Annotated in this window: 21 protein-coding genes; 11 read left to right on the top strand and 10 right to left on the bottom strand. The window is 71.5% G+C overall.

Going from position 1 to position 20,772, the window contains the following annotated elements; translation table 11 throughout:
- Window positions 1-83: 83 nt before the first annotated feature.
- The 3 genes from ACFU53_RS09235 to ACFU53_RS09225 form a co-directional block, all read right to left on the bottom strand.
- Window positions 84-629: a DUF1360 domain-containing protein gene (locus ACFU53_RS09235; RefSeq protein WP_383988066.1), complete on the bottom strand. Its 546-nt coding sequence runs from the start codon at window positions 627-629 to the stop codon at window positions 84-86.
- Complete coding sequence (locus ACFU53_RS09230; RefSeq protein ID WP_383988063.1) at window positions 613-1,584, bottom strand: Rieske 2Fe-2S domain-containing protein; 972 nt, start codon at window positions 1,582-1,584, stop codon at window positions 613-615. The genes ACFU53_RS09235 and ACFU53_RS09230 overlap by 17 nt, the downstream gene beginning before the upstream one ends.
- Window positions 1,585-1,801: 217 nt before the next feature.
- The gene (locus ACFU53_RS09225) at window positions 1,802-2,272 is read right to left on the bottom strand and encodes an SPW repeat protein (protein WP_383988060.1); all 471 of its coding nucleotides are present in this window, start codon (window positions 2,270-2,272) and stop codon (window positions 1,802-1,804) included.
- Window positions 2,273-2,622: 350 nt separating this feature from the next.
- Between ACFU53_RS09225 and ACFU53_RS09220 the strand changes: the two genes are divergently transcribed.
- The 4 genes from ACFU53_RS09220 to ACFU53_RS09205 all read left to right on the top strand — a co-directional run bounded on the left by ACFU53_RS09220 (window position 2,623) and on the right by ACFU53_RS09205 (window position 5,392).
- The gene (locus ACFU53_RS09220) at window positions 2,623-3,822 is read left to right on the top strand and encodes a hypothetical protein (RefSeq protein ID WP_383988057.1); all 1,200 of its coding nucleotides are present in this window, start codon (window positions 2,623-2,625) and stop codon (window positions 3,820-3,822) included.
- Between the two features lie 11 nt (window positions 3,823-3,833).
- Window positions 3,834-4,433 carry a hemerythrin domain-containing protein gene (locus ACFU53_RS09215; RefSeq protein ID WP_383988054.1) on the top strand — a complete coding sequence of 200 codons (600 nt, stop codon included), beginning with the start codon at window positions 3,834-3,836 and terminating at the stop codon, window positions 4,431-4,433.
- Between the two features lie 218 nt (window positions 4,434-4,651).
- The gene (locus ACFU53_RS09210) at window positions 4,652-5,074 is read left to right on the top strand and encodes a CBS domain-containing protein (RefSeq protein WP_383988051.1); all 423 of its coding nucleotides are present in this window, start codon (window positions 4,652-4,654) and stop codon (window positions 5,072-5,074) included.
- Window positions 5,075-5,164: 90 nt separating this feature from the next.
- Window positions 5,165-5,392 (top strand): DUF6480 family protein, encoded by a 228-nt coding sequence (locus ACFU53_RS09205; protein WP_383988048.1) that lies wholly within the window; start codon window positions 5,165-5,167, stop codon window positions 5,390-5,392.
- A gap of 130 nt (window positions 5,393-5,522) precedes the next feature.
- Here the strand turns inward: ACFU53_RS09205 and ACFU53_RS09200 are convergent, their stop codons facing one another.
- On the bottom strand, window positions 5,523-6,002 hold the full coding sequence (locus ACFU53_RS09200) for an ATP-binding protein (RefSeq protein WP_383988045.1): 480 nt from the start codon (window positions 6,000-6,002) through the stop codon (window positions 5,523-5,525).
- Window positions 6,003-6,174: 172 nt separating this feature from the next.
- On the opposite strand from ACFU53_RS09200, the gene ACFU53_RS09195 reads away from it, so the two are divergent.
- Complete coding sequence (locus ACFU53_RS09195) at window positions 6,175-6,543, top strand: STAS domain-containing protein (RefSeq protein ID WP_383988042.1); 369 nt, start codon at window positions 6,175-6,177, stop codon at window positions 6,541-6,543.
- A gap of 209 nt (window positions 6,544-6,752) precedes the next feature.
- On the opposite strand, the gene ACFU53_RS09190 is transcribed toward ACFU53_RS09195, so the two are convergent.
- The 4 genes from ACFU53_RS09190 to ACFU53_RS09175 form a co-directional block, all read right to left on the bottom strand.
- Window positions 6,753-7,988 carry a PP2C family protein-serine/threonine phosphatase gene (locus tag ACFU53_RS09190; protein ID WP_383988038.1) on the bottom strand — a complete coding sequence of 412 codons (1,236 nt, stop codon included), beginning with the start codon at window positions 7,986-7,988 and terminating at the stop codon, window positions 6,753-6,755.
- Window positions 7,989-8,295: 307 nt separating this feature from the next.
- Window positions 8,296-9,327 carry an NAD(P)/FAD-dependent oxidoreductase gene (locus tag ACFU53_RS09185; protein ID WP_383988035.1) on the bottom strand — a complete coding sequence of 344 codons (1,032 nt, stop codon included), beginning with the start codon at window positions 9,325-9,327 and terminating at the stop codon, window positions 8,296-8,298.
- 139 nt (window positions 9,328-9,466) lie between these two features.
- Window positions 9,467-9,982, bottom strand: coding sequence for an isoprenylcysteine carboxyl methyltransferase family protein (locus tag ACFU53_RS09180; protein WP_383988032.1), 516 nt, complete (start codon window positions 9,980-9,982; stop codon window positions 9,467-9,469).
- 9 nt (window positions 9,983-9,991) lie between these two features.
- Window positions 9,992-11,143 carry a type III polyketide synthase gene (locus ACFU53_RS09175; protein WP_383988029.1) on the bottom strand — a complete coding sequence of 384 codons (1,152 nt, stop codon included), beginning with the start codon at window positions 11,141-11,143 and terminating at the stop codon, window positions 9,992-9,994.
- 46 nt (window positions 11,144-11,189) lie between these two features.
- Between ACFU53_RS09175 and ACFU53_RS09170 the strand changes: the two genes are divergently transcribed.
- Window positions 11,190-12,050: a UbiA family prenyltransferase gene (locus ACFU53_RS09170; protein ID WP_383988026.1), complete on the top strand. Its 861-nt coding sequence runs from the start codon at window positions 11,190-11,192 to the stop codon at window positions 12,048-12,050.
- 201 nt (window positions 12,051-12,251) lie between these two features.
- Here the strand turns inward: ACFU53_RS09170 and ACFU53_RS09165 are convergent, their stop codons facing one another.
- Complete coding sequence (locus ACFU53_RS09165) at window positions 12,252-13,853, bottom strand: IucA/IucC family protein (RefSeq protein ID WP_383988023.1); 1,602 nt, start codon at window positions 13,851-13,853, stop codon at window positions 12,252-12,254.
- Window positions 13,854-14,149: 296 nt separating this feature from the next.
- Between ACFU53_RS09165 and ACFU53_RS09160 the strand changes: the two genes are divergently transcribed.
- From ACFU53_RS09160 to ACFU53_RS09150, 3 genes are all read left to right on the top strand, one after another.
- Window positions 14,150-15,667: an IucA/IucC family protein gene (locus tag ACFU53_RS09160; protein WP_383988020.1), complete on the top strand. Its 1,518-nt coding sequence runs from the start codon at window positions 14,150-14,152 to the stop codon at window positions 15,665-15,667.
- Between the two features lie 117 nt (window positions 15,668-15,784).
- Window positions 15,785-17,053, top strand: coding sequence for a VWA domain-containing protein (locus ACFU53_RS09155; RefSeq protein ID WP_383988017.1), 1,269 nt, complete (start codon window positions 15,785-15,787; stop codon window positions 17,051-17,053).
- Window positions 17,053-17,862 carry a hypothetical protein gene (locus ACFU53_RS09150; protein ID WP_383988014.1) on the top strand — a complete coding sequence of 270 codons (810 nt, stop codon included), beginning with the start codon at window positions 17,053-17,055 and terminating at the stop codon, window positions 17,860-17,862. Before ACFU53_RS09155 ends, ACFU53_RS09150 begins: the two co-directional genes overlap by 1 nt.
- Window positions 17,863-18,223: 361 nt before the next feature.
- Here the strand turns inward: ACFU53_RS09150 and ACFU53_RS09145 are convergent, their stop codons facing one another.
- A complete protein-coding gene (locus ACFU53_RS09145) occupies window positions 18,224-18,856 on the bottom strand; it encodes a winged helix-turn-helix transcriptional regulator (protein WP_383988010.1) in 633 nt (210 codons plus the stop codon).
- 85 nt (window positions 18,857-18,941) lie between these two features.
- Between ACFU53_RS09145 and ACFU53_RS09140 the strand changes: the two genes are divergently transcribed.
- Together ACFU53_RS09140 and ACFU53_RS09135 are read left to right on the top strand one after the other, a co-directional pair.
- Complete coding sequence (locus tag ACFU53_RS09140) at window positions 18,942-20,150, top strand: pyridoxal phosphate-dependent aminotransferase (protein WP_383988007.1); 1,209 nt, start codon at window positions 18,942-18,944, stop codon at window positions 20,148-20,150.
- A gap of 52 nt (window positions 20,151-20,202) precedes the next feature.
- A complete protein-coding gene (locus ACFU53_RS09135; protein WP_383988004.1) occupies window positions 20,203-20,736 on the top strand; it encodes a hypothetical protein in 534 nt (177 codons plus the stop codon).
- Window positions 20,737-20,772 lie beyond the last annotated feature (36 nt).

The following is a 20,772-nucleotide window of genomic DNA, read 5'->3' as shown; positions in this document are numbered from 1 at the left end:
CCAGCGCGCGCTTGATCATGTCCCGCCGAGTACCCGGCGTAGGCGCTTTCACCCTCGTCGGCGGTCCGCTCGTGGGCAGGCCTTCAATCGCTGCCCGTCGCCTTGCCCATCAGTGCGCCGTACGCCAGTTGCAGGGCGTCCGCGCCCGCCAGTGCCGCGAGCGCTCCCATGGCGGTGCGCGTCGCGCGCGGCCAGAGCAGTCGGCCCGCGGTCAGGGTCGAGGCCACCCAGACGCTCATGCAGAAGGGGCAGGTCACCAGCTCCCCGACGGTTTCCTTGCCGTCCTCGGGCCGCGCCTCCTCATGCAGTTCGGCCGGGCCTTGCGGGCCGACATACCTGGTGAAGGGCGCCCGCAGCGGGCTGGTGACCGCCGCCTTGCTCAGGAGTCGGCTGAGCCGGAAGGTGGCCACCGAGGTCAGGGCGACGTCCCAGGGCTCGGGCCGCTCGGGCAGTGGGCGCCCGCGGAGTCGCACCGCCGTGGCCCAGGCCGCCGTGTACGCACCGAATCCCGCCATGGCCACCAGATAGCCGCCGAGCGGCCGGTCCTGCCCTGCCGAGTAGCGTCGTTCCGTACGCTCGACAAGCCGGTGCAGTCGCCCTGCGAGACGGTTGTCAGTTGCTGTGTCCATTGGCCCTGCCCGCCTCCATCGCCTTCCTCCGCAGGTCCGCTTCCGGCCCGTTCTCCGTGCGTTCCCCCAGGCTCTGTTCGCGCAGGCGCACCTCCACGTGGCCGTCGACGATCCGGGTGTCGAAGGGCGGCTGGGGCGCCGTGGCGGGGCCACGTACGTTCCAGCCGTCCGCGAGCCGGAAGACGCTCCCGTGCCAGGGACACCGGACGCATCCGTCGGCGACGGTGCCTTCGGACAGCGGCCCCGCGAGGTGACTGCACCGCTCCGCCAGCGCGTGGAGCGTCCCGCCGGGTTCCCGCACGACGAGAACCGGCACGTCGTCCACACTGCGCCGCACCGGCCGGCCCACGGGGAACTCGCTCACGCTCCCGATCCGGTGCCAGCCCTCCGTGACGACCTGCGGCACCTCTTCCGCGTGGTTGGCGCCGGACGCCTGCCGGTAGGCAAGGTGGCCGCCCAGCATGCCGCCGAGGCCGACCGCCGTCAGCCCGAGGAAGCCGTACGCCCGGCCGGCTCCCGCACGGCCCTTGACGCGGCAGGCGAGCGAGGCGGCGTACAGACCGACTGCCGCCGAGTTGGCCAGAGCGTGCACCAGGCCGGTCCGCTGCTGCCGGCGGTGCAGTTCCGCCCAGTCGACGGCCCCCGCCAGGGCCGCGGGGGCAGCCGCGGCCAGTCCGACCCCGACCAGCAGTCCCGCCTCGCGCGAGCGGCCGGGGCGCAGATCGAGCACCGCTGCGGACAGCCAGGTGCCGATGGGCACCTGCACCAGCAACGGATGCACCGGGTGTCCCAGCCACCTTCCGTGCAGCAGGTCCCTGCCGCGTCCCAGGGGCAGGGACCGCACCTTCCGCCGGAGCGCGTCGATCACCGCATCCGCCCGGGGTTCCCTTTCCAGGCGGTCCAGCAGCGACAGGACCCGGTTCCGCCCGGTCAGGCGGCGTGGCGTCGTACTCATGGCGGGCGGGTCCCCACCCGGGAAGACGGCAAACAGGGCGAACGGGGGGCGCATCGGACATCAGGCGGCCCGGCGGTACCCCCAGCGCGCAGAACCCGAGGCTGCGGCCGACGGTGACTGTGCCGGCCGCAGCCTCGGGACTGCGCTATTTCCTTTACGGCCTCGGGACTGCGCCATCCCTGTACGGATGAGCGCCTGTGGGGCACCTGCCCGTGTGTCAACCGGCCGTCCGGGCGGTCCGGCCACGACCGCTCCTGTCGGTCTCCTTCGCCGCCGCACTCGCGGCCAGCGCGAGCAGCAGTCCGAGGACGCCGACGATGACGTTGTTGACGATGGTGCGCGTGGTGTCCACGTTCCCCGCCACCATCCACGGCGCGACGATGGTCCAGAGTCCGAGCAGCGCGGCTGCCCACGCCCTGGCGTGCGTGCGCTCGTAGGCGTGGCCGAATCCGCTCAGCAGGAACGCGTAGGCGATACCGGTGATCAGGTTGTTGATGGCCAGGGTGCCGAAATCGTTGAAGCCCGCGATCCAGGGAGATGCGGCCAGGTACAGGCCGGTGATGAGGGCCAGCGCCTCGACGGCCTGACCCTGCTGGGTCGAGGCCGCCCGCTCGGCCCGGGCGTGGCGCTCCCGCATCTCCAGGATGTCCGGGTGCGACTCCAGGGTGGTCTGGGTCCGGTCGGTCATACCCGCCTCCTTCGTCAGGGGTCCACGATCCGCGTCCCCGGTGAACCCCGGGTACCCACCAGATCGCCGTAAACCCGTACGTATTTAACAGAACCTCCGCCGCCCCACCATCCCGGCACAGTCCTCGGCTCGCTGCTCCGGCCCTTCGTCCTGCCACCGGGGTTCAGCCGAACAGCCCCTCCACGTGCTCGAAGGGAGGACCGGTTCAGCCGTCCGGGCGTGTGCCGTGGCCGGGGGAATCGAATGGCTGAAACATGGCTGCGAAGCCCTGGGTCGCGGACACGCAACGCGGAGTCGGGGGTACTTCGCACGCCCAGTCGTCCCCCGGAGCTTTCACGAGGAGCACATCCATGACATTCAATCCTCTGGAACAGCGGGGCATCCCCCTGGATCGCCAACTGCGCAACTGGCGCGAGCTGAACGTGCAGCCGATCGACCCCGACCACTGCGACCCGTACACCCGGTGCCGGATCATCACGATGAACGGCATCGAGGTCGAGGCGATCCTCTTCAGCCACCAGCTCGCCCGCAACACCGTCGACCCGGAGGTCAAGCGGCAGCTCGCCCGGACCCGCTACATCGAGGCACAGCAGCAGAAGGTGGTGAACTGGCTGCTGCCCGGCGTCTCCTCCGTGCTGGAGACGACGATCGCGTACGAGCAGGTCGCGGTGGACCTGACGGCGTGGGTGGCGCGGATGGAGCCGGATCCGTATCTGAAGCAGGCGTACCAGTTCGGCGTCCTGGAGGATTTCGACCACCTGTACCGGTACGCCAACCTGTACGAGATGATCGAGCACCGCAAGGCGGAGTCGATCGTCGACGGGCTGACGGAGGTCATGCCGGGCCGGCCGACGAAGTACCACCACCGCGACCCGTACGACAACGTGCGCGACGCGTACGCCAAGGACGAGACGAACCCGTTGTCGAAGCTGCACGCGCTGACGGTCATGTCGGCGGAGCAGCAGACCATGAACTTCTACATGAACACCGGCCCCACCTACATGGAGCCGATCGCCCGTCAGCTCTACCAGGAGATCGGGCTCATCGAGGAGGAGCACGTCACCCACTACGAGTCCCTCGTCGACCCGGGTGAGACGTGGTGGGAGCAGTTGGTCAACCACGAGTACAACGAGTGCTACCTCTACTACTCCTTCATGGAGCAGGAGAGCGATGCCAGGGTCAAGGCCATCTGGGAGCTGCACCTGAACATGGAGCTGGAGCACCTCCACACCGCCTGCGACCTGATGCGCCGGCACGACGGGCGCGACCCCGCCTCCGTGCTGGCCCCGGAACTGCCCAACGTGCTCACCTTCGAGCCGAACAAGGGCTACCTGCGGGAGCTGCTGGACACCCAGATGGACCTCACCACGCTCGGTGCCGGCTATGTGCGCGAGGCGCACGAGCGGTTCGAGGCGATGCAGGAACAGATCCACGGCGGCGAGGCGCCGCCCAGCGAGCGGGTCATGGTGGAGCACGACGACATGTTCGGCCGCGAGTACCGCGTCGAGTCCGAGGGCGAGCACCCCGACCCCGCCATGCGCGAGAAGTGAGGGCAGCCGAGATGACCGAGCTCGACACCCCGCAGGCCGGTGACGACCGGGCCAAGGACAACGACGTGGTGGCGCTGCTGATGCGGCAGCACGGCGACATCCGCAACCTCTTCGACGAGGTCGAGGCGAGCAGTGGCGAGGAGCGCCGCGACGCCTTCCGCCGTCTGGTGCGGCTGCTGGCCGTGCACGAGACCGCCGAGGAAGAGGTCGTCCACCCCTTCGCCCGGCGGGCCCTGTCCGGCGGTGCGAAGGTCGTCGAGGACCGGCTCGCCGAGGAACGGGCGGCCAAGGAGACGTTGGCCGCGCTGGACGACATCGACACCGACGACCCGAAGTTCATGCCCATGCTGATGAAGCTCCGCAAGGACGTCCAGGAGCACGCGCGGGCCGAGGAACGCTACGAGTTCACACACATCCGCCGCAGCACCGACGTCACCAACCTCGCCGCCATGGCCAAGGCCGTCAAGGCCGCCGAAGCCATGGCACCCACCCGACCCCACCCGGGTGTCGAGTCGGCGACGGCGAACATGGCGCTCGGCCCGGTCGCCGCGCTCATGGACCGCACCAAGGACGCGGTACGCAAGGTCATGGGCGGGCACAAAGAGGGCTGACGAGCAGGACAAAGGGGGGCACTGACGGGCGTGGGGCAGCCCGGCTGCGAGGCCGGGCCGCCGCTGGTTTCACCCGCAGAAACTGATCCCGGCCGGACGGATCGGTCTGCCGTTCGTCCACACGGCTTCGGTGACCGTGTGGGGTTTTGTCGCTTATGGGTACTCGGGAGGCTGAGCGGCGGTGAAAGCACCGTCCACTCCACGGAGGGATGGTTCCCATGACTCAGCATGTCAGCGACGTCATGACGAGTGCCCCGGTGGCCGTCGAGCCGCAGACTTCGGTGGCGGTCGTGGCCCGGATGATGCGGGACGAGGACATCGGTGCCGTTCTGGTCACCGAGGGCGAGCGGTTGCGGGGGCTGGTCAGTGACCGCGATCTGGTGGTCCGCACGGTGGCCGGGGGTGGCGATCCGAACCGCACGACCGTGGCGGACGCGTGCAGCGACGATCTCGTCACGGTGGGACCCGACGACGACGTGAGCCGTGCGGTGGAACTGATGCGTGAGCATTCGGTCCGCCGTATGCCGGTCGTCGACGAAGGGCAGCACGCGGTGGGCATCGTCTCCCTCGGCGACCTGGCCATCGAGCGCGACCCCGAGTCGGCCCTCGGCGACATCAGCTCCACGAAGCCCAACAGGTGACACGTCCTCGCCCACAGGATGGGCCCGAGGAGATCGGGCCCCCGCTGAAATCAGTCACCAGCAGCTGAGCCCCCGAAGGGAGCGCGCGCCATGACGACTCCTGATCCCGACCCACGGCGAGCCCCGGGAGTCGAACCACGCGGCGGTGTGCCACCCGGTGAGACACCACCCGCCGAAGGGGGCACCTCCGGAATCTCCCATCCGGAGGTGACCGCACTGCGCAAAGGTTGGGGGCCGATGCCGGTCGTCCTGATCATGGTGGTGGCGGTGTTGATGGCGATCGGACTCATCGGTATGGCAGTGGCCCTGATCGTGTGACGCTGCCCGCCCCCGCTCAAGGTCGCCGCCGGCCGTTGTCAGGGAGATGGCTGCCGGCCTGACAGGTCCCGCCTCCGCATCCCGGGGTGGCCGCGCCGATACCGGCCCGGCCTCCCGGTGGGCCCGGGCGCTACGACGGCCTGCGGGCGGTGGCGTCGCCGGCAGGCGGGTCGGCCAGGGCGATGCGTGCCGTGACGCGCTTGCCGACCGGCTCCTGCTCGATGAAGAGACCCTCGGTGACGGCTTTGACGATCTCCAGTCCGTGCTGGCCGATCCTGCCGGGATCAGCGGCCCGGGCCGCGGGCACCGTGGGGTCGCTGTCCCAGACGACGATGTCCACGCTGCCGGCGGTGATGCGCAGTTCCAGCAGGACGGGGCCGGGGGCGTACTTGCGGGCGTTGGTGACCAGTTCACTGACCACCAGCTGGGTGAGGTCCCTCGCGCGTGCGGGCACGGGCAGGTGGTGGTCGGCGTGGGCCTGGTCGAGAAAGGCGAGGGCGTGGTGGCGGGCGTCGGCGATGCAGCCGTCGTCTCCGGCCAGGGCGTAGCCGGCGCGCATCAGGTACGCATCCGACCCGGTACAGCCGTCGCCGTCGGCATTCGATCCCACGTGTCCCGCCCTCATTCCCCCCTCACACACACGCCAGTACCCGCGATGGTGCCATGCATGCCACCAGGGGTGTCGTTCGGCACAGCCGCCTGGGCGCATCCCGTCGTGGCGCTGGGGCACAATCATCCGCGCACACCCTGGAAGGGCAAGCCTAAGCGCAGTCGAGGACACGGTGACCGACATCCAGAAGACCGGCCGGCCAGACCGGCTCTCCGTAGAGCCCAGCGTGGTCGACGGCGTCCGCGTCGTGACCGTGCGGGGCGAGATCGATCACACCGTCAGGGACGTCCTCAGCGAAGCCCTGCTGTGCGAGGACGGCACGGTGCCGCCGCCGCGGATCGTGGCGGACCTCAGCGGTGTGACCTTCATGGACTCCAGCGGCATCAACGTCTTCATCGCCGTCCACCGGCAGGTGAGTGGAGCGCAGGGGTGGCTGCGCATCGCCGGCGCCCACGAGTCCGTCCTGCGTGTCCTGACGCTGGTCGGCGTCGACACCTTCATTTCCTGCCACCCCACGATCGAGCAGGCCCTGAACACCTGAAGCGCTGCTCGGGCCGGTCCGGGGCTTCCGCCGATGCGTGTGCCGCCGCCGTCATCGACTCCGCCCGCCAAATCGCGTGGGCCTGCTCCCTCGAAGAGGGCACCTGAGTGCCGGACGAGATCACCCTGCTCCGAAGGCGGGTGACCGCAGCGCCGCTCGCCGGCCGCAACCCGGCCCGGTCCCGTGACGGGACGGTCGGGCCCGGATGTTTACCGCGGGGCCGTGACGACGCCTTCCGACGACACGGCCGAGCCGGCTCCGGCGTTCGCGCGGCCGCCTCCGGAACAGGGGCCGTACCAGTCCAGGCACAGGACCGTGGCGTCGTCTCTCACACGGCCGTTGCAGGCGTCGGCGACCGCGGCGACCAGGGTGCGCACGACCTCGCGCGGGTGCTCGGCGGCGGTGGCCCGGAGGAGGCCGGGCAGGTCGACTGTTTGCGCTTGGCGGTCTTGCATGCCGTCGGTGTACAGCACGAGGCGGTCACCGGGGCGCAGGTCGAGGTCCTGCACCTGGTAGGGGCCCTGCCAGGCGACGCCGAAAGGTAGGTTCACGGCCAGTCGCAGTTCCTCGACCGTGCCGTCGCGCAACCGTAGCGGCCAGGGGTGGCCGGCGTTGACGAGCTGGACGCTGGACCCGTCCAGGGCGATGCGCAGCAGCTGGCCGGTGGCGAAGGTCCGCCGGCCGTGGTCGAGGAGGGCCTGGTGGGTCTGGCGGGCCTGTTCGGCGAGGTCGGTCCCGGCGCGGCGGGCGCCGCGGGAGGCGTTGACCAGGAGGGTGGCCATGAGCGAGGCGTCGACGTCGTGGCCCATGGCGTCGGTGATGGACAGGTGCAGGGCGTCGTGGTCGAGGGAGTAGTCGTAGGTGTCACCGGCGATGTCGGAGGCCGGGACCAGCGCGCCGGCCAGGGCGAACTCGGCGGCCTCGCAGGAAGGGGCCGAGGGCAGAAGCTGGCGCTGGATCTCCGCGGCCAGGCTGACCGAGGTGGTGCGATTGCCCCAGTGGTAGAGGTCGGTGAACCGGCGGTCGGTGACGATGATGTACGCCAGCGCGTGCGCAGCCTCTTCCACCTGCTCCAGCACGTCCTGTGTCACCTGGGTGAGGAACAGTTCCAGGACACCGATGGCGTCGCCGCGGTTGGTGACAGGGGCGAGCACCCGCAGCCCCTGCTCACCCTCCGGCGCCTGCACCAGCTTCTGGGTGCGCAGGACCTCGTCGTAGACGCTGCCGTCGAGGGGGACCTGATCCTCGTGGCGCTGCTGTTGCGCAGCCGCCTTCTCGCTGACGCGCAGCAGGCGTCGGCCGACGACGTCGACGAACAGGAACGACACGTACCGTGCGCCGAACCGGTCGCGAAGATTACGCGCCACGACGTCGAGGGAGCCCACCGGCGCGGCATTCTCCGCCGCTGTCAGCACCTCGGCCAGTCCGATCCGATCACGCGCCACCACAGCCTCCCTGGTTGCCCACTCTTCTTCCCACCGACACGGCAGGCATCACAACCGCACCGGGGACCTGCGCGGCAACGTACGGGATGGCACGGCCGATGACGACCGTGCGGGGTGGCCCTGTCCTGCCGGTCACCGCTCCTGACCAGCAGAACAGGGCCCAGGCCGAGCTGGTGCCGCATCGGGCGATGTGTGCCCTGTTCCGCCGTGGAGAGGCGTCGCCCGGTGGCGTCGCTCTCTTCGGTTCGGGTGATCTGCCGGGTTTTGACTCGATGGGGACAGTCGGACACTGGCCGTACCGCCTGGTTCAGGCCAGAGCGTTCACGACTGCTGTGAAGAGGCGGGGCAGGCGTGCGGCGGTGGGCATGATGCGGGGGGCGAGTGCGGGCTGCTGGCGGGCCCTCACCAGGAGTTCGGTCAGGAGGCGGTGGCGGCGGGTCGAGTGCCGCCAGTCGGTTTCGTAGCGGCTCGGTGTGCCGCGCAGCAGGTTGGTGACCAGGGCCTCGGCGCCGGTGAGGGCGAGGGAGATGCCCTCACCCGTCAGCGCGTCGATGTATCCGGCGGCGTCACCGACGAGCAGTACCCGTCCGTGGACGCGGGTGCGAGCGCTTTGGCGCAGCGGTCCCGAGCCGCGCACCGCGGTGGCGGCCGCTGTCGGGGGGAGGCGGGCGGCCAGTTCGGGGAAGGTCTCCAGCTGGGTGGCGAAGGGGGCCCGCCGGGCCGTCAGCAGGGCGACGCCGACGAGTCGTGGGCCGAGCGGAGTGACGTATGCCTCCGCGTGGGTCCCCCAGTGCACCTCGACGTACGGCGTCCAGGGCGGCACCGCGTAGTGCCGGCGCAGCCCGTATCGGGGTGCGTGGTGGGTGGTCACCTCCAGGCCGAGGGAGCGCCGCACGGGTGAGTGGAGGCCGTCCGCGGCGACCAGCCACCGGGCGCGCAGCCCGGTGCCGGGGACGGTCACGCCCGCGGTGTCCTGTCGTACGTCCGCCACGCGCAGGGGCAGTACGGGCACTCCCGCGTCGAGGACGGCCCGGTGCAGGACGTCGTGCAGGGTGGTGCGGCGCGCGCCGAGGCCGGGGCCGTGCCGGAACGGGGCCTGGACCTGGCGGGGTCCTTGGACGTAGCGGATGCCGGTGATGGGGTGGCCGGGGACGTCCAGGCCGAGGGCGGTGAGGGCGCGGACCGCGCCGGGCATCAGGCCCTCCCCGCACGCCTTGTCGACCGGGGCCCGGCGTGGCTCGGCGATGACGGTGTCGAGGCCGGCGCGCGCGGCGTGCAGGGCGGTGGCGAGGCCGGCCGGCCCGCCTCCGACGATCAGCAGGTCGTGGCCGCCGCTCATTGGAGGACCATCCTTCCGCAGCCCTCTTCGGTAGGGTTGTGACCTCTCGGTCCCGGCGGGTGCATGGCCATCGTCGCGAGCCGTTCGACAACCTGCGTGAGTTCTGCCGGCCCTGCCGGGCCGAGGCCGTCTGATCGGCTCACGCGGGTACCGCCTGGGTGAGGGCCGTGTTCTCGCAGCGGACCCGGACCGTGAGCAGTACCGCGTTGGCGGCGGTGAACACTGTGGCGGTCAGCCATGCGGAGTGCACCAGGGGCAGGGCGGCGATCTCCACGACGACCGCGACGTAGTTGGGGTGCCGCAGGAAGCGGTAGGGGCCGGCGCCGACCAGCCGGGCTCCGGGCACGACGATGACCCGGGTGTTCCAGTACGGCCCGAGTGTGGTGATGCACCACCAGCGCAGGGCCTGGGCCAGTACGGCGAGCGCCAGCATGGGCCACCCGAGAGCGGGCAGGAATGGCCGGTCGGCGAGCGCGGGTTCGAGCAGACAGCACACGAGCAGGCCCGTGTGCAGCACGACCATCACCGGGTAGTGGCCGCGGCCGTACTCCACGCCGGCGCGGGCGAGGGTCCAGGCGGCGTTGCGCCGGGCGACGAGGAGTTCGGCGACGCGTTCGGCGGCGACGGCGAGGACGAGGAGCGTGTACCAGGGCATGGGAATCCCTCACCAGCGCAGCAGGACGAGTTCGGCACAGAATCCCGGGCCCATCGCCAGGAGCAGCCCCCACGTACCGGGCCGGGGGCGGCCGGATTCCCGGATGCTCCGCAGGATGTGCAGGACGGAGACCGAGGACATGTTCCCCACCGTCGCGAGGGAACGCCACGCGGAGTCCAGGGCGTCGCCGGGCAGGCCGAGGGTGTCGGTGACGGCGGAGAGGACCCTGGGGCCTCCCGGATGGCACACCCAGCTCCCGATGTCGTCGATGGTGAGGCCGTGTTCGGCCAGGAAGTCCCGCAGGTGCCGGCCCAAGTGGTCCCGAACGATGCCAGGGACACCGGCATCGATCACGACGCGGAACCCGCTCGCTCCGATGTCCCACCCGAGGAGGTGTTCGGTCTCCGGGAACAGGTGGCTGCGCGTGGCCACCACCGAGGGTCCGGCGGCCCCCGGCCCGCCGCCACTGCGACTGCCTCGCGCGACGAGCGCTGCCGCGCCGTCACCGAACAGGGCGCCGGCGACAAGGTTGGCGCGGGAGTCGTCGCGGTGCTGGAGCGTCAGGGAGCACAGTTCGACCGTGAGCAGCACCGCGGTGTCGTCGGGGTGGCCGCGCAGGTAGTCGTGCACCCGGGCCAGGCCGGCGGCGCCCGCCACGCAGCCCAGGCCGAAGACCGGAAGTCGCTTGACGTCGGGCCGCAGCCCCATGCGCCCGGCCAGGCGGGCATCGAGCGACGGGGCGGCGACGCCGGTGACGGAGGCGCACACCAGCAGGTCGACGTCGGCCGGTTCGAGCCCTGCCTCCTTCAGCGCGCCGGTCAGGGCTTCCTCGCCCAGGTCCAGGCCCGCCGCCAGCCAGGCGTCGTTGCTCCGACCGAAGTCGCCGAGAGTGGCGTACCGCTCGATCGGCAGGGCGAGGTGACGGGTGCGCACGCCTGCGGACGCGTGCAGGCGGCGCAGTACGGCGCGGTCGGCCCCCGATGGCAGACACAGGTCGCCGATCGCCTCCGTGAGGTCCTCCTGGGCGTAACGGTGCGGCGGCAGCGCGGTGGTGACGGCGGCGATCGTACTCGCCGCGGCGGGCACGGTCGCCGGACACGGTGTCGTGGGCGGGGACGGATCGGGGGCAGGGGCAGGGTCGGCGATCAGGGGGACACGCATGTCGGTAATACCTTCCTCGTTGCGGGCACCCGATTACCTTGCATGCGTGTCTCTCCACCCGTCTGGGGTTCCCTCCCGTTCGACGCACCGTGCCCCGGCGTTGCTGCGTTCCTGCCATGTGGAGCCCGCGTTCGCCGTGACGGTGTTCGTGACCGCTCTGGCCGGGGCGGCGGGTCGCGGGGTGGCGGGGTCGGCGGCGGTGGCGGCGGCCGTGCTGGCCGGCCAGCTGTCGATCGGCTGGTGCAACGACGCGGCCGACGCGCGACGCGACACGGCCTGCGGACGCCGCGACAAGCCGGCCGCCACCGGTGAACTCCCGCCCCGCGCGGTGGCTGTCGCGGCCGGCGCGGCCCTGGGACTGTGCGTGCCGCTGTCCCTGCTGAGCGGCACCACCGCGGGAGCGGCACACCTGGGCGGTGTGGCGGCGGGCTGGGCCTACAACCTGCGGTGGAAGCACACCCTGCTCTCACCGCTGCCCTACGCCGCGGGCTTCGCCTCGCTGCCTGCCTTCGTCACCCTCGGTCTGCCGTCACCCTCCTGGCCCGCCTGGTGGGCCGTGGCAGCGGGCTCGCTGCTGGGCGTCGGGGCGCACCTGGTGAACGTCCTTCCCGACATCGAGGACGATCTCGCAACCGGTGTGCGCGGGCTGCCTCAGCGGCTGGGCCGGCCGGCCTGCCGATGGCTGGCCCCGTTCGTGATGCTGGCGGCCGTGGGCCTGGTCGTCGCGGGGCCGCCCGGGACCGCGGAGATGTCGGGCTGGGTGCTGGCGGCGGTCGCAGGGACCGTCGCGGTCGCGGCTACGGCCGTGCCGTCGGGCGCCCGGGACCGGTGGCCGTTCCGCGCGTCGATCGTGGTGGCCGGTATCGCTGTGGCCCAGCTCCTGCTCCAGGGCTCGGCCATGGCCTGAAGCCGCCAACCGGCCGGACGCCGCCAACCGGCCGGACGCCGCCGGCCGGCACGGCGGCCCTGCGCGCAGGCACTCAGCGTGCCCGCAGCCAAGTCGTCGGGCTCGACGGTCCCGGGGACGGAGCCGCCCGCCGGAGTGGGGTCACGTATCGAACAGCGGTCACTCAGCGGTCACTTCGCGCAGCACACCGGCCACCGCAGATCAGGCAGAAGACCGACTGTTTCGACCGGGCGTACGCCGGATCGGGTTGGGCAGCGGCAGATACCGCGCGTCCGCGCCGTCCGCGCCCGTCCACCTCAGCAGCAGATTCGTCTTGCCCGGCAGTGTGGGCGAGTCGAGGAGGTCCCCGATCTCGGGTACGTCGCCGTGGCGCCCCAACTGTCTCCGTACGGCGGGCCAGGGGTCGACCTCCGGGTGGTGTTCGGCCAGGGCTGCCGCGATCTCCAGGAGGTTGTTGACGAAGAGGCAGTAGACCAGCCGTTCCCAGCCCGCCTCGCGCGTCACGTCCGGGAGGAGCTTCACGCCCTCGGCGTCCCGGTAGACGGCCCGCACCGGCGTGCCCGAGGTGTCGCAAGCGATGACGGTGTTCTGCAGGTGGGCCTCCAGGACGACACCGTGGTCGTGGAAGGCGGCGAGAGCCGGGGGTACGACCGCGCGCAGATACGCCTCCCACCAGGCCTCCGGGTCGGCGGCGTGGGCCAGCGGGTTGCCCGGGAAGGCCTCGGTGCCCTCGGTGAGAGCGGCCGCCAGGAAGGGTGTCGTGCCGGGCGTCACATGGCCGCCCAGGCCGTCCCGCACCAGCACCGCCAGCTCCTCGAAGGCGAAGTCGGCGGTGCGGTAGCCGCGGTCGCTCAGCCAGGCACCCGGCAGTCCCGCGAAGGCCTCGGTGACCGCCCGGTCCGTCCGGCGCAGTTTGAGCAGGTCGTGGCGCCACAGGCGGCGGATGTCGTTGGTGATCCGCACGTCCAGGCTGAACTTGAGGAAGAGGTCGGACGCGAGAGCACCCACGGTCCCGGCCCCGGCCCCGGTCACGGTCACGGTCCCGGTCCCGGTCCCGGACACGGCCTCGGGTGCGTACACCGTGCGGATCGCCGCCGTCGGCCACACCTCGCCGTCCGTCCGGCCCAGCCGTACGAGGCGGCCGTCGGCGAACGCGTCGGCCAACTCTTCGCTCACCAGGCCGAGTTGCCAGGGGTGAGCAGGGAGGAGCCGGTAGCCGGGCGGGGCCGAGCCCAACGTGTCGAGGGCGGTGGTGTCGCCCTCCTCGACGACCGTGTCCTCGCGGACGCCGAGGAGTGTCAGCGGGAACTGGGCGTACGCCTCGGGCGCGTACGGCAGCCAGCCGGCGACCGGGCCGCCACCCCGGGCCTTGGGGGCGGGGTGGTAGGGGTGGCCGGTGATCAGGGACTGCTCGGAGCGCCGGTACGGGTCCTCGGGTGCCGACGCGTGGGCGCGCGCGGTGAGGATGGCGGCCACGGCCTCGCGGCTGTCCAGCATCTCGGCGGGCAGCTCGGAGTTGGACAGGCCGGTGCGGGCGCGGAGTTCCTCGGCCGTGAGTTTGACGAGTTCGGTGTGGGTGAGCGGGTGCCAGGTGCCCGCCGTGCGCACCTCGGGGTGGGTGGGGCGGCGGGTGCCTCGTACGCGCAGAAGCCGACCGCTGCCCTTGAGACGGTGCACTGCGACCGCGCTCGACGACTCGACCGGCTCTCCCGCTTCCCGCAGAAGGCAGTTGAGCAGCGGTGCGGCGGCGTGGGCGTCGGCGGCGATGCTGTCGCGGGGCGGGTTGGCGTCCACAGGGTCCATTCGTTCCTTACGGTGCACTCGTGATCAGTATGTCTGCCCGTCACGCTTCGTCGCGAAGCGGCCATGTGGTGTCCCGTCGCGATGCGTCATGCGTCGCGACGGAGGCGGGCGGGCAGTGGTCGTACGCCGACGTTCAACCCGACCCCCATACCGAATACCGACGTTCGACCCGACCCCCATCCCGACCCCCATCCCGACGTCCGAACCGGCATCCCTACCGATGTCGATACCGATACAGGTTCCGATGCGGGTTCCGTACCCGCCCGACACCGCCCCCGCACCCGAGGAGCCCGTCCGTGGACCGTCACCCGCTGTCCGACGCCGAGACGGCGCTCGGCGCCGAGCTGGGCGCCGTACGCCCTGATCTGACGCTGCCGTACACGACCGCGCTGCCCGGCGCCCGAGCGGCCGTGCTGTCCCGGTTGTGGCGGGGCCTCGTCCATGAGCCGCTGCCCTGGGTGGTACGCCGGGACGCGGCCGGAGGCGACGGGGTCACGCTCCATCTCGCCGACGGCCGCCGGGTGCACGGCCCGGCCGTGGACCCGTACGGCACCTCCGCGCACGTCGAGGAGGTGTGGTTCGACGAGCGGTCCTACGATCGTCCGGCGCGGCTCATGACTGCCCTGGCCGTTCCGCACAGCGCCGCCTTTGCCGTCGAACTCGACCACAGCGTGGCCTCGTTGGCGCTGTCCCGCGCCAACCAGGCGGCTCTTACAACCCCTTTGGAAAGTTCATCCCCAAGGGCGAGCTGGGAGTGGGAGCAGCTGATCGTCGACGGGCATCCCTTCCACCCCAACTGCCGTTCCCGGCCCGGCTTTTCGGCGTGCGACCAGCTCGCCTACGGCCCCGAGCACCGGCAGGTGGTCCGGCTGGGGCTGGCGCCGGTGGAGGACGCGTCGGTCGTCGGGGAGTGGCCGGAGGCCTTGCGGGACGGTGGGCGGGTGCTGGTTCCGGTGCATCCGTGGCAGGCGGCCCATGTGCTCAAGTGCCCCTTGGGGGAGGTGATCGAGGCCCATCCGCTGATGTCCCTGCGCACCCTCGCCCTCCCGGACGGCGGGCCGCACGTCAAGACCGCGCTGAGCGCCCGGCTGACCTCGTCCGTGCGCGACATCTCGGTCTACTCGATCGAGACGTCGGCGATCGTGTCGGACTTCATGGCGGAGGTCGCCGCCCGCACGGACGGGCTGCTGCACGTGACCCGCACCCTGGGCGCGGTCACCGCCGGTTCGCCGGATCTGGCGGCGGTGCTGCGCGAGTCGCCGGAGACGTACGCGGACACGGCGACCGGCGAACGGGTCGTGCCGGTGGCCGCGCTCGCGGCGACCGAGCTGCCCCGGTCCCCGTCCTGGCTGGCGGACTTCACCCGACTCGCGCTCACGGTCTCCCTCCGGCTGCTCGACCTGGGCGTGGCCCTGGAGGCGCACGGTCAGAACCTCCTGGTGGTCCTGTCCCCGTCGGGTGCCCCACGCCGCCTCGTCTACCGCGACCTCGCGGACATCCGGGTCAGCCCCGCCCGCCTCGCCCGGCACGGCATTCCCGCCCCGGCCATGACCGGCCGGATCATCACGGACGACGAGACCACCCTGCGCCGCAAGCTGTTCGGCGCCCTGATCACGGGCACACTCGGCGCCACGGCCGGTTCGACGCCCGTACTGCGCGAGGCCCTCTCCACCGCCGTACGGGATCTGCCGCGCACCCCCGATCTCGGCACGCTGCTGGAGGGGCCCGTACCGACGAAGGCGTTGACGCTGATGCGACTTTCGCCGGAGCGGCCCGGCGACATCTGGGCGGAGGTACCGAGTCCGCTGCGGTGAGCGGCGAGGTTCGCGGGGGCTGGGCGGGCAGGATTCGTGGGGCCGGGCTCGCTGTCCGTCCGGTGAACGGCCGGTCTCGTTTTGAAGCGCGGCCCTCTGGATCAATAGGATCCGCCGATGATCACAAGACAACGGCTGACAGCAGGGGTGTTCGTCCTGCTCGCCGTCCTGACGGCCGGGATCGCGGTCCCGTCCACGGCCGTCGCCGACGAGACCACGGCCACCGCGCCCAAGGTCAACCTCCTGCTGGACGTCAGCGGTTCGATGCGGGCGAAGGACATCGACGGCCAGTCCCGCATGGCCGCGGCGAAGCAGGCGTTCAACGAGGTGCTGGACGCCACGCCCGAGGAGGTTCAGCTCGGCATCCGCACCCTGGGCGCCGACTACCCCGGCGACGACCGGAAGACGGGCTGCAAGGACACCGCGCAGCTCTACCCGGTGGGGCCACTGGACCGCACCGAGGCGAAGACGGCGGTCGCGACGCTCACGCCGACCGGCTGGACCCCGATCGGCCCGGCGCTGCTGAAGGCGGCCGACGACCTGGAGGGTGGTGAGGGCACCAAGCGCATCGTGCTGATCAGCGACGGCGAGGACACCTGCGCCCCGCTCGACCCGTGCGAGGTGGCCCGTGAGATCGCGGCGAAGGGCATCGGCCTGACCATCGACACGCTCGGCCTGGTCCCGAACGCCAAGATGCGGCTGCAGCTGAGCTGCATCGCCGAGGCGACCGGCGGCACGTACACCTCGATCGAGCACCGCGACGAACTCACCGACCGCGTCAACCAGTTGGTCGACCGGGCCGCCGACCCGGTGGTCGTGCCGAAGGCCGTCGAGGGGGCCGATGCGTGCGCGGGGGCACCCACGCTCACGTCGGGCCTGTACACCGACCGCGAGGAGTTCGGCCGGCAGCGCTGGTATCGCGTGGACGTGAAGCCGGGTCAGGAGTTGCGCGCCTCGGTCAGCGTCGCGACCGACCGTGACGTCAACCCGGACTACGGTGTGCTGCTGCGCGCGGTGACGACCGAGAACCGCGAGATCGTACGCGGCGACGCGGCCGGCAACGGCCGTACCGACGCCATCTCGACCGGTCTGCGCTACCCGAAGGCGGAGGCCGAGGACGAGGAGGACGAGTCCACCGCCGAGTCCGTGTGTCTCCAGGTGACCCACGCCTACTCGCCGGCCAGTGGTGTGAAGACCACGCCCGGTCTGCCGCTCGAGATCACCGTCGACGTCGTGGACGGGCCCGACCAGGCCGCCGATGTGGCCTCCTTCGGCCTCGGGCGCGGCTGGTGGCTGCTCGGTGTGCTGGTGCTCGTCGGGTTCCTGGCGGGTGTGTTGTGGGGCTGGCTGTCACGCTGGCGGGTCGCGGTCTGGAGGACCAACTGATGCGGATCACACGTGTGTTGAGCGTCGCCCTGCTGATGCTGGGCCTGGCCGTGTCCCCGGCGATGGCCGACTCGACCCCCTCCGCGAGCCCCTCGGAGGACGGTGACGCGCCCACGGAGGCGGGCACCTCCTTCCGTACGGCCACGGAGTTCGAGCAGGGCCAGACCGCGACGGCGAGCGCTTCGACCGGCGACTACCTGTACTGGTCGTTCCCGGCCGACGCCGGGCAGCGGCCCACCGTACGGGCGACCGTCAAGCTGCCCGAGGGGGCCCAGTCCTCCTCCACCTGGCAGATCGACGTGTACGACGGACTGCGGCGCCGCCAGGCCTGCCAGTACGGTGCGCAGACCCGGACCGCCGGGGCGGCGGCCACCGCCGTCGAGCTGTCCTGCACCCTGCGCACGGTCCGTGCCTGGTCGGAGCAGTGGGCCGACGACCCGCTGCCGGGCACGTACTACGTCCGTCTCACCACGACCCGGCTGGCCACGGCCGACCTGGGTCTGCCCGTCGACACCGAGGTCGAGGCCGACTCCAAGGACATCGGCGGTGCCGCGGCCGTCGACGGCTCGCTGGCGCAGCCGTTGGTCCCGGGCATCGCCGTGACCTCCCAGCAGGACGACGAGGACTCCTCGACCGAGGCCGTCCTCTCCTCCCTCGAACCCGACGACGGCTGGGCCTCCGGCTGGTGGAGCGACCGCTGGCTCTGGACCGCCCTGGGCGCGGCGCTGGCGGCGTTGGCGGGCATCGGCGGGTACTCGCTGACACGGGGTGCGGGCCGACCTGCGAGGGTGCCCCCACCGGGAGCCTGACCTTCCGTCAAGGGCCCGCCGGACCATGTCGGTTCGGCGGGCCTTGCGCGGCCGACCGCGCCATGTCGACCCCATCCGCGGGTCCGGTGGGGGCTGGTCGCGCAGTTCCCCGCGCCCCTGAAAAGCAGGGGCTGCGCCCCGTGCTTTTCGGCCCGCAAGTCCGTGGGTCTTCAGGCCCGCAAGTCCGTGGTTCTTCAGGTCGGCAGGACCGTGGCCCTTCAGGCCCACAGGACCGTCGCCTTTCAGGCCCGCAGGACCTGGTCCTTCAGGGGCGGGGGGCCTGGTTTTTCAGGGGCGCGGGGAACTGCGCGACCGGCCCCCACCGGACCCGTGGCCGACGACGAATCCCACGTCCCTTCACTCAGGCATCCCGCAACTCCTTGGCGAGGGCGCCCTCCCCCACCACCCCGACCCGCCCCTGCCGTACCGCCTCCCGCAACCCCAGCTCCCCCCGGCCGAGCGCACCGCAGGTGTCCGCGTCGAGCGACAGCCGTACGTCCGCCTCCCCGGGCGCGGGCCCCTCCCCGTACACCGGCCCCTCCTCGGCACCCACCCACACGTGGAACTCCCCTTCCTCCAGCCGGACTTCGACAAGCCCGGCGCTCCCACCCTCCAGCCCCCGCAACAACGGCAACGCGAACCAGTGCGCACGCACCGCGTCCGTCGGCCGCCGCTCCCCGAGCGCACTCTCCCCCCACACCCCCAGCGCCTGCAGTGCCGGCAGCAACTCCCGTCCCCGGCCGCTGAGTTCGTACACATAGGCCGCCCCCGGCGGCGGCAGCCGACGCCGCGTCGTCAGACCGTCCCGCTCCATGTCCTTCAGTCGCGACGCCAGAACATCCGTGCTGACGCCCGGCAGGTCCGCGTGCAGGTCCGTGTAGCGACGCGGCCCGGCCAGCAGTTCACGCACGATCAGCAGGGTCCAGCGGTCACCGACGAGGTCGAGCGCCCGCGCGGCGGAACAGTACTGGTCGTAGCTTCGACGAGGTGACATGGGACGCAGTCTAGACATGTCGTTGGACTTTCCAAGCACCTACTTGGTAAAACCAAGCAACACAACGAACCGGAGGGCTAGGCGCATGGAGTTCCGGCAGTCGAGCAAGCTCAGCGAGGTCTGTTACGAGATCCGCGGCCCCGTGATCGAGCACGCCAACGCACTGGAGGAGGCGGGCCACAGCGTCCTGCGCCTCAACACCGGCAACCCCGCGCTCTTCGGCTTCGAGGCGCCGGAGGAGATCATCCAGGACATGATCCGGATGCTCCCGCAGGCCCACGGCTACACGGACTCCCGCGGCATCCTCTCGGCCCGCCGGTCGGTCGCCCAGCGCTACCAGGACCGGGGCCTCGACGTGGACGTCGACGACGTCTTCCTCGGCAACGGCGTGTCCGAGCTGGTCTCCATGGCCGTACAGGCGCTGATCGAGGACGGCGACGAGATCCTGATCCCCGCCCCCGACTTCCCCCTCTGGACGGCGGTGACCACCCTCGCCGGTGGCAAGGCGGTCCACTACCTCTGCGACGAGCAGGCCGACTGGTACCCGGACCTCGACGACATGGCGTCGAAGATCACCGACCGCACCAGGGCCGTCGTCATCATCAACCCGAACAACCCCACCGGCGCGGTCTACCCGAAGGAGATCATCGAGGGCATCCTCGACCTCGCCCGCCGCCACGGCCTGATGGTCTTCGCCGACGAGATCTACGACCAGATCCTGTACGACGACGCCGTCCACCACTCGGCCGCCGCGCTCGCCCCCGACCTGGTGGTCCTGACCTTCTGCGGCCTTTCGAAGACCTACCGGGTCGCCGGCTTCCGCTCCGGCTGGCTGGTCGTCACCGGCCCCAAGCAGCACGCCCGCAACTACCTGGAAGGCCTGACGATGCTGGCCTCCATGCGCCTGTGCGCCAACGCGCCCGCCCAGTACGCCATCCAGGCCGCGCTCGGCGGCCGCCAGTCCATCACCGACCTCACCACCCCCGGCGGCCGCCTGCACGAACAGCGCAACGTGGTGTGGGAGAAGCTCAACGAGATCCCCGGCGTCTCCTGCGTGAAACCCAGGGGTGCCCTCTACGCCTTCCCCCGGCTCGACCCCAAGGTCCACAAGATCCACGACGACGAGAGGTTCGTCCTGGACCTGCTCCTGAGGGAGAAGATCCAGGTCGTCCAGGGCACCGGCTTCAACTGGCCCACCCCCGACCACTTCCGCATCCTCACCCTCCCCCACGCCGACGACCTGGACGCGGCGATCAGCAGGATCGGGCGGTTTTTGAGCGGATATCGGCAATAGTCGGCAGCGGGTGCGGGCATCGGCGTGTGCAGGAGATGGGTAGCCCTTCCCCATGACTGACCGCCCGCTGCTTCTTCTCGACGTCGACGGCCCCCTCAACCCGTTCGGTGCCCGGTTGTGGCGTCCGCGCGGCTATGTGACCCGCCGGGTGCACCCCGCGAACTGGTCCTCACGGCAGAAACCGGGGTCCCGGCGGCTGCGCCGGGGCCTGCGGATCCGGCTCAACCCGGCGCACGGGGAGCGACTGCTCGCGCTGCCCTACGAGTTGGCGTGGGCCACGACGTGGATGCACGAGGCCAACGAGATGATCGGGCCGGTGATCGGGCTGCCGCGCGATCTGCCGGTCATCGAGTTCGGCAACCTCTTCGTCACGGATGCGGACGGGCTGTACTGGAAGACCCGGCGGGTCCTGGAGTGGGCGGCGGGACGGCCGTTCGTCTGGGTCGACGACATGATCACCGACCTCGACGTACGGCATGTGGCCGAGCACCACGACACGCCGGCGCTGCTGCTGCGGATCGATCCGCGCCGGGGGCTGCGGGAGGAGGAGTTCACGGAGTTGGAGCGGTGGGCTCGTGCCCTGTGAGGCGTGGATGTGTCGCCGGTGCGGCGGGCTCGTAGC

Origin of the sequence: Streptomyces sp. NPDC057474 (assembly GCF_042802555.1) — a bacterium.
GTDB lineage: Bacteria > Actinomycetota > Actinomycetes > Streptomycetales > Streptomycetaceae > Streptomyces.
Note: the sequence above shows the minus strand (reverse complement) of the source record. Positions and strands in the feature narration are given on the sequence as shown.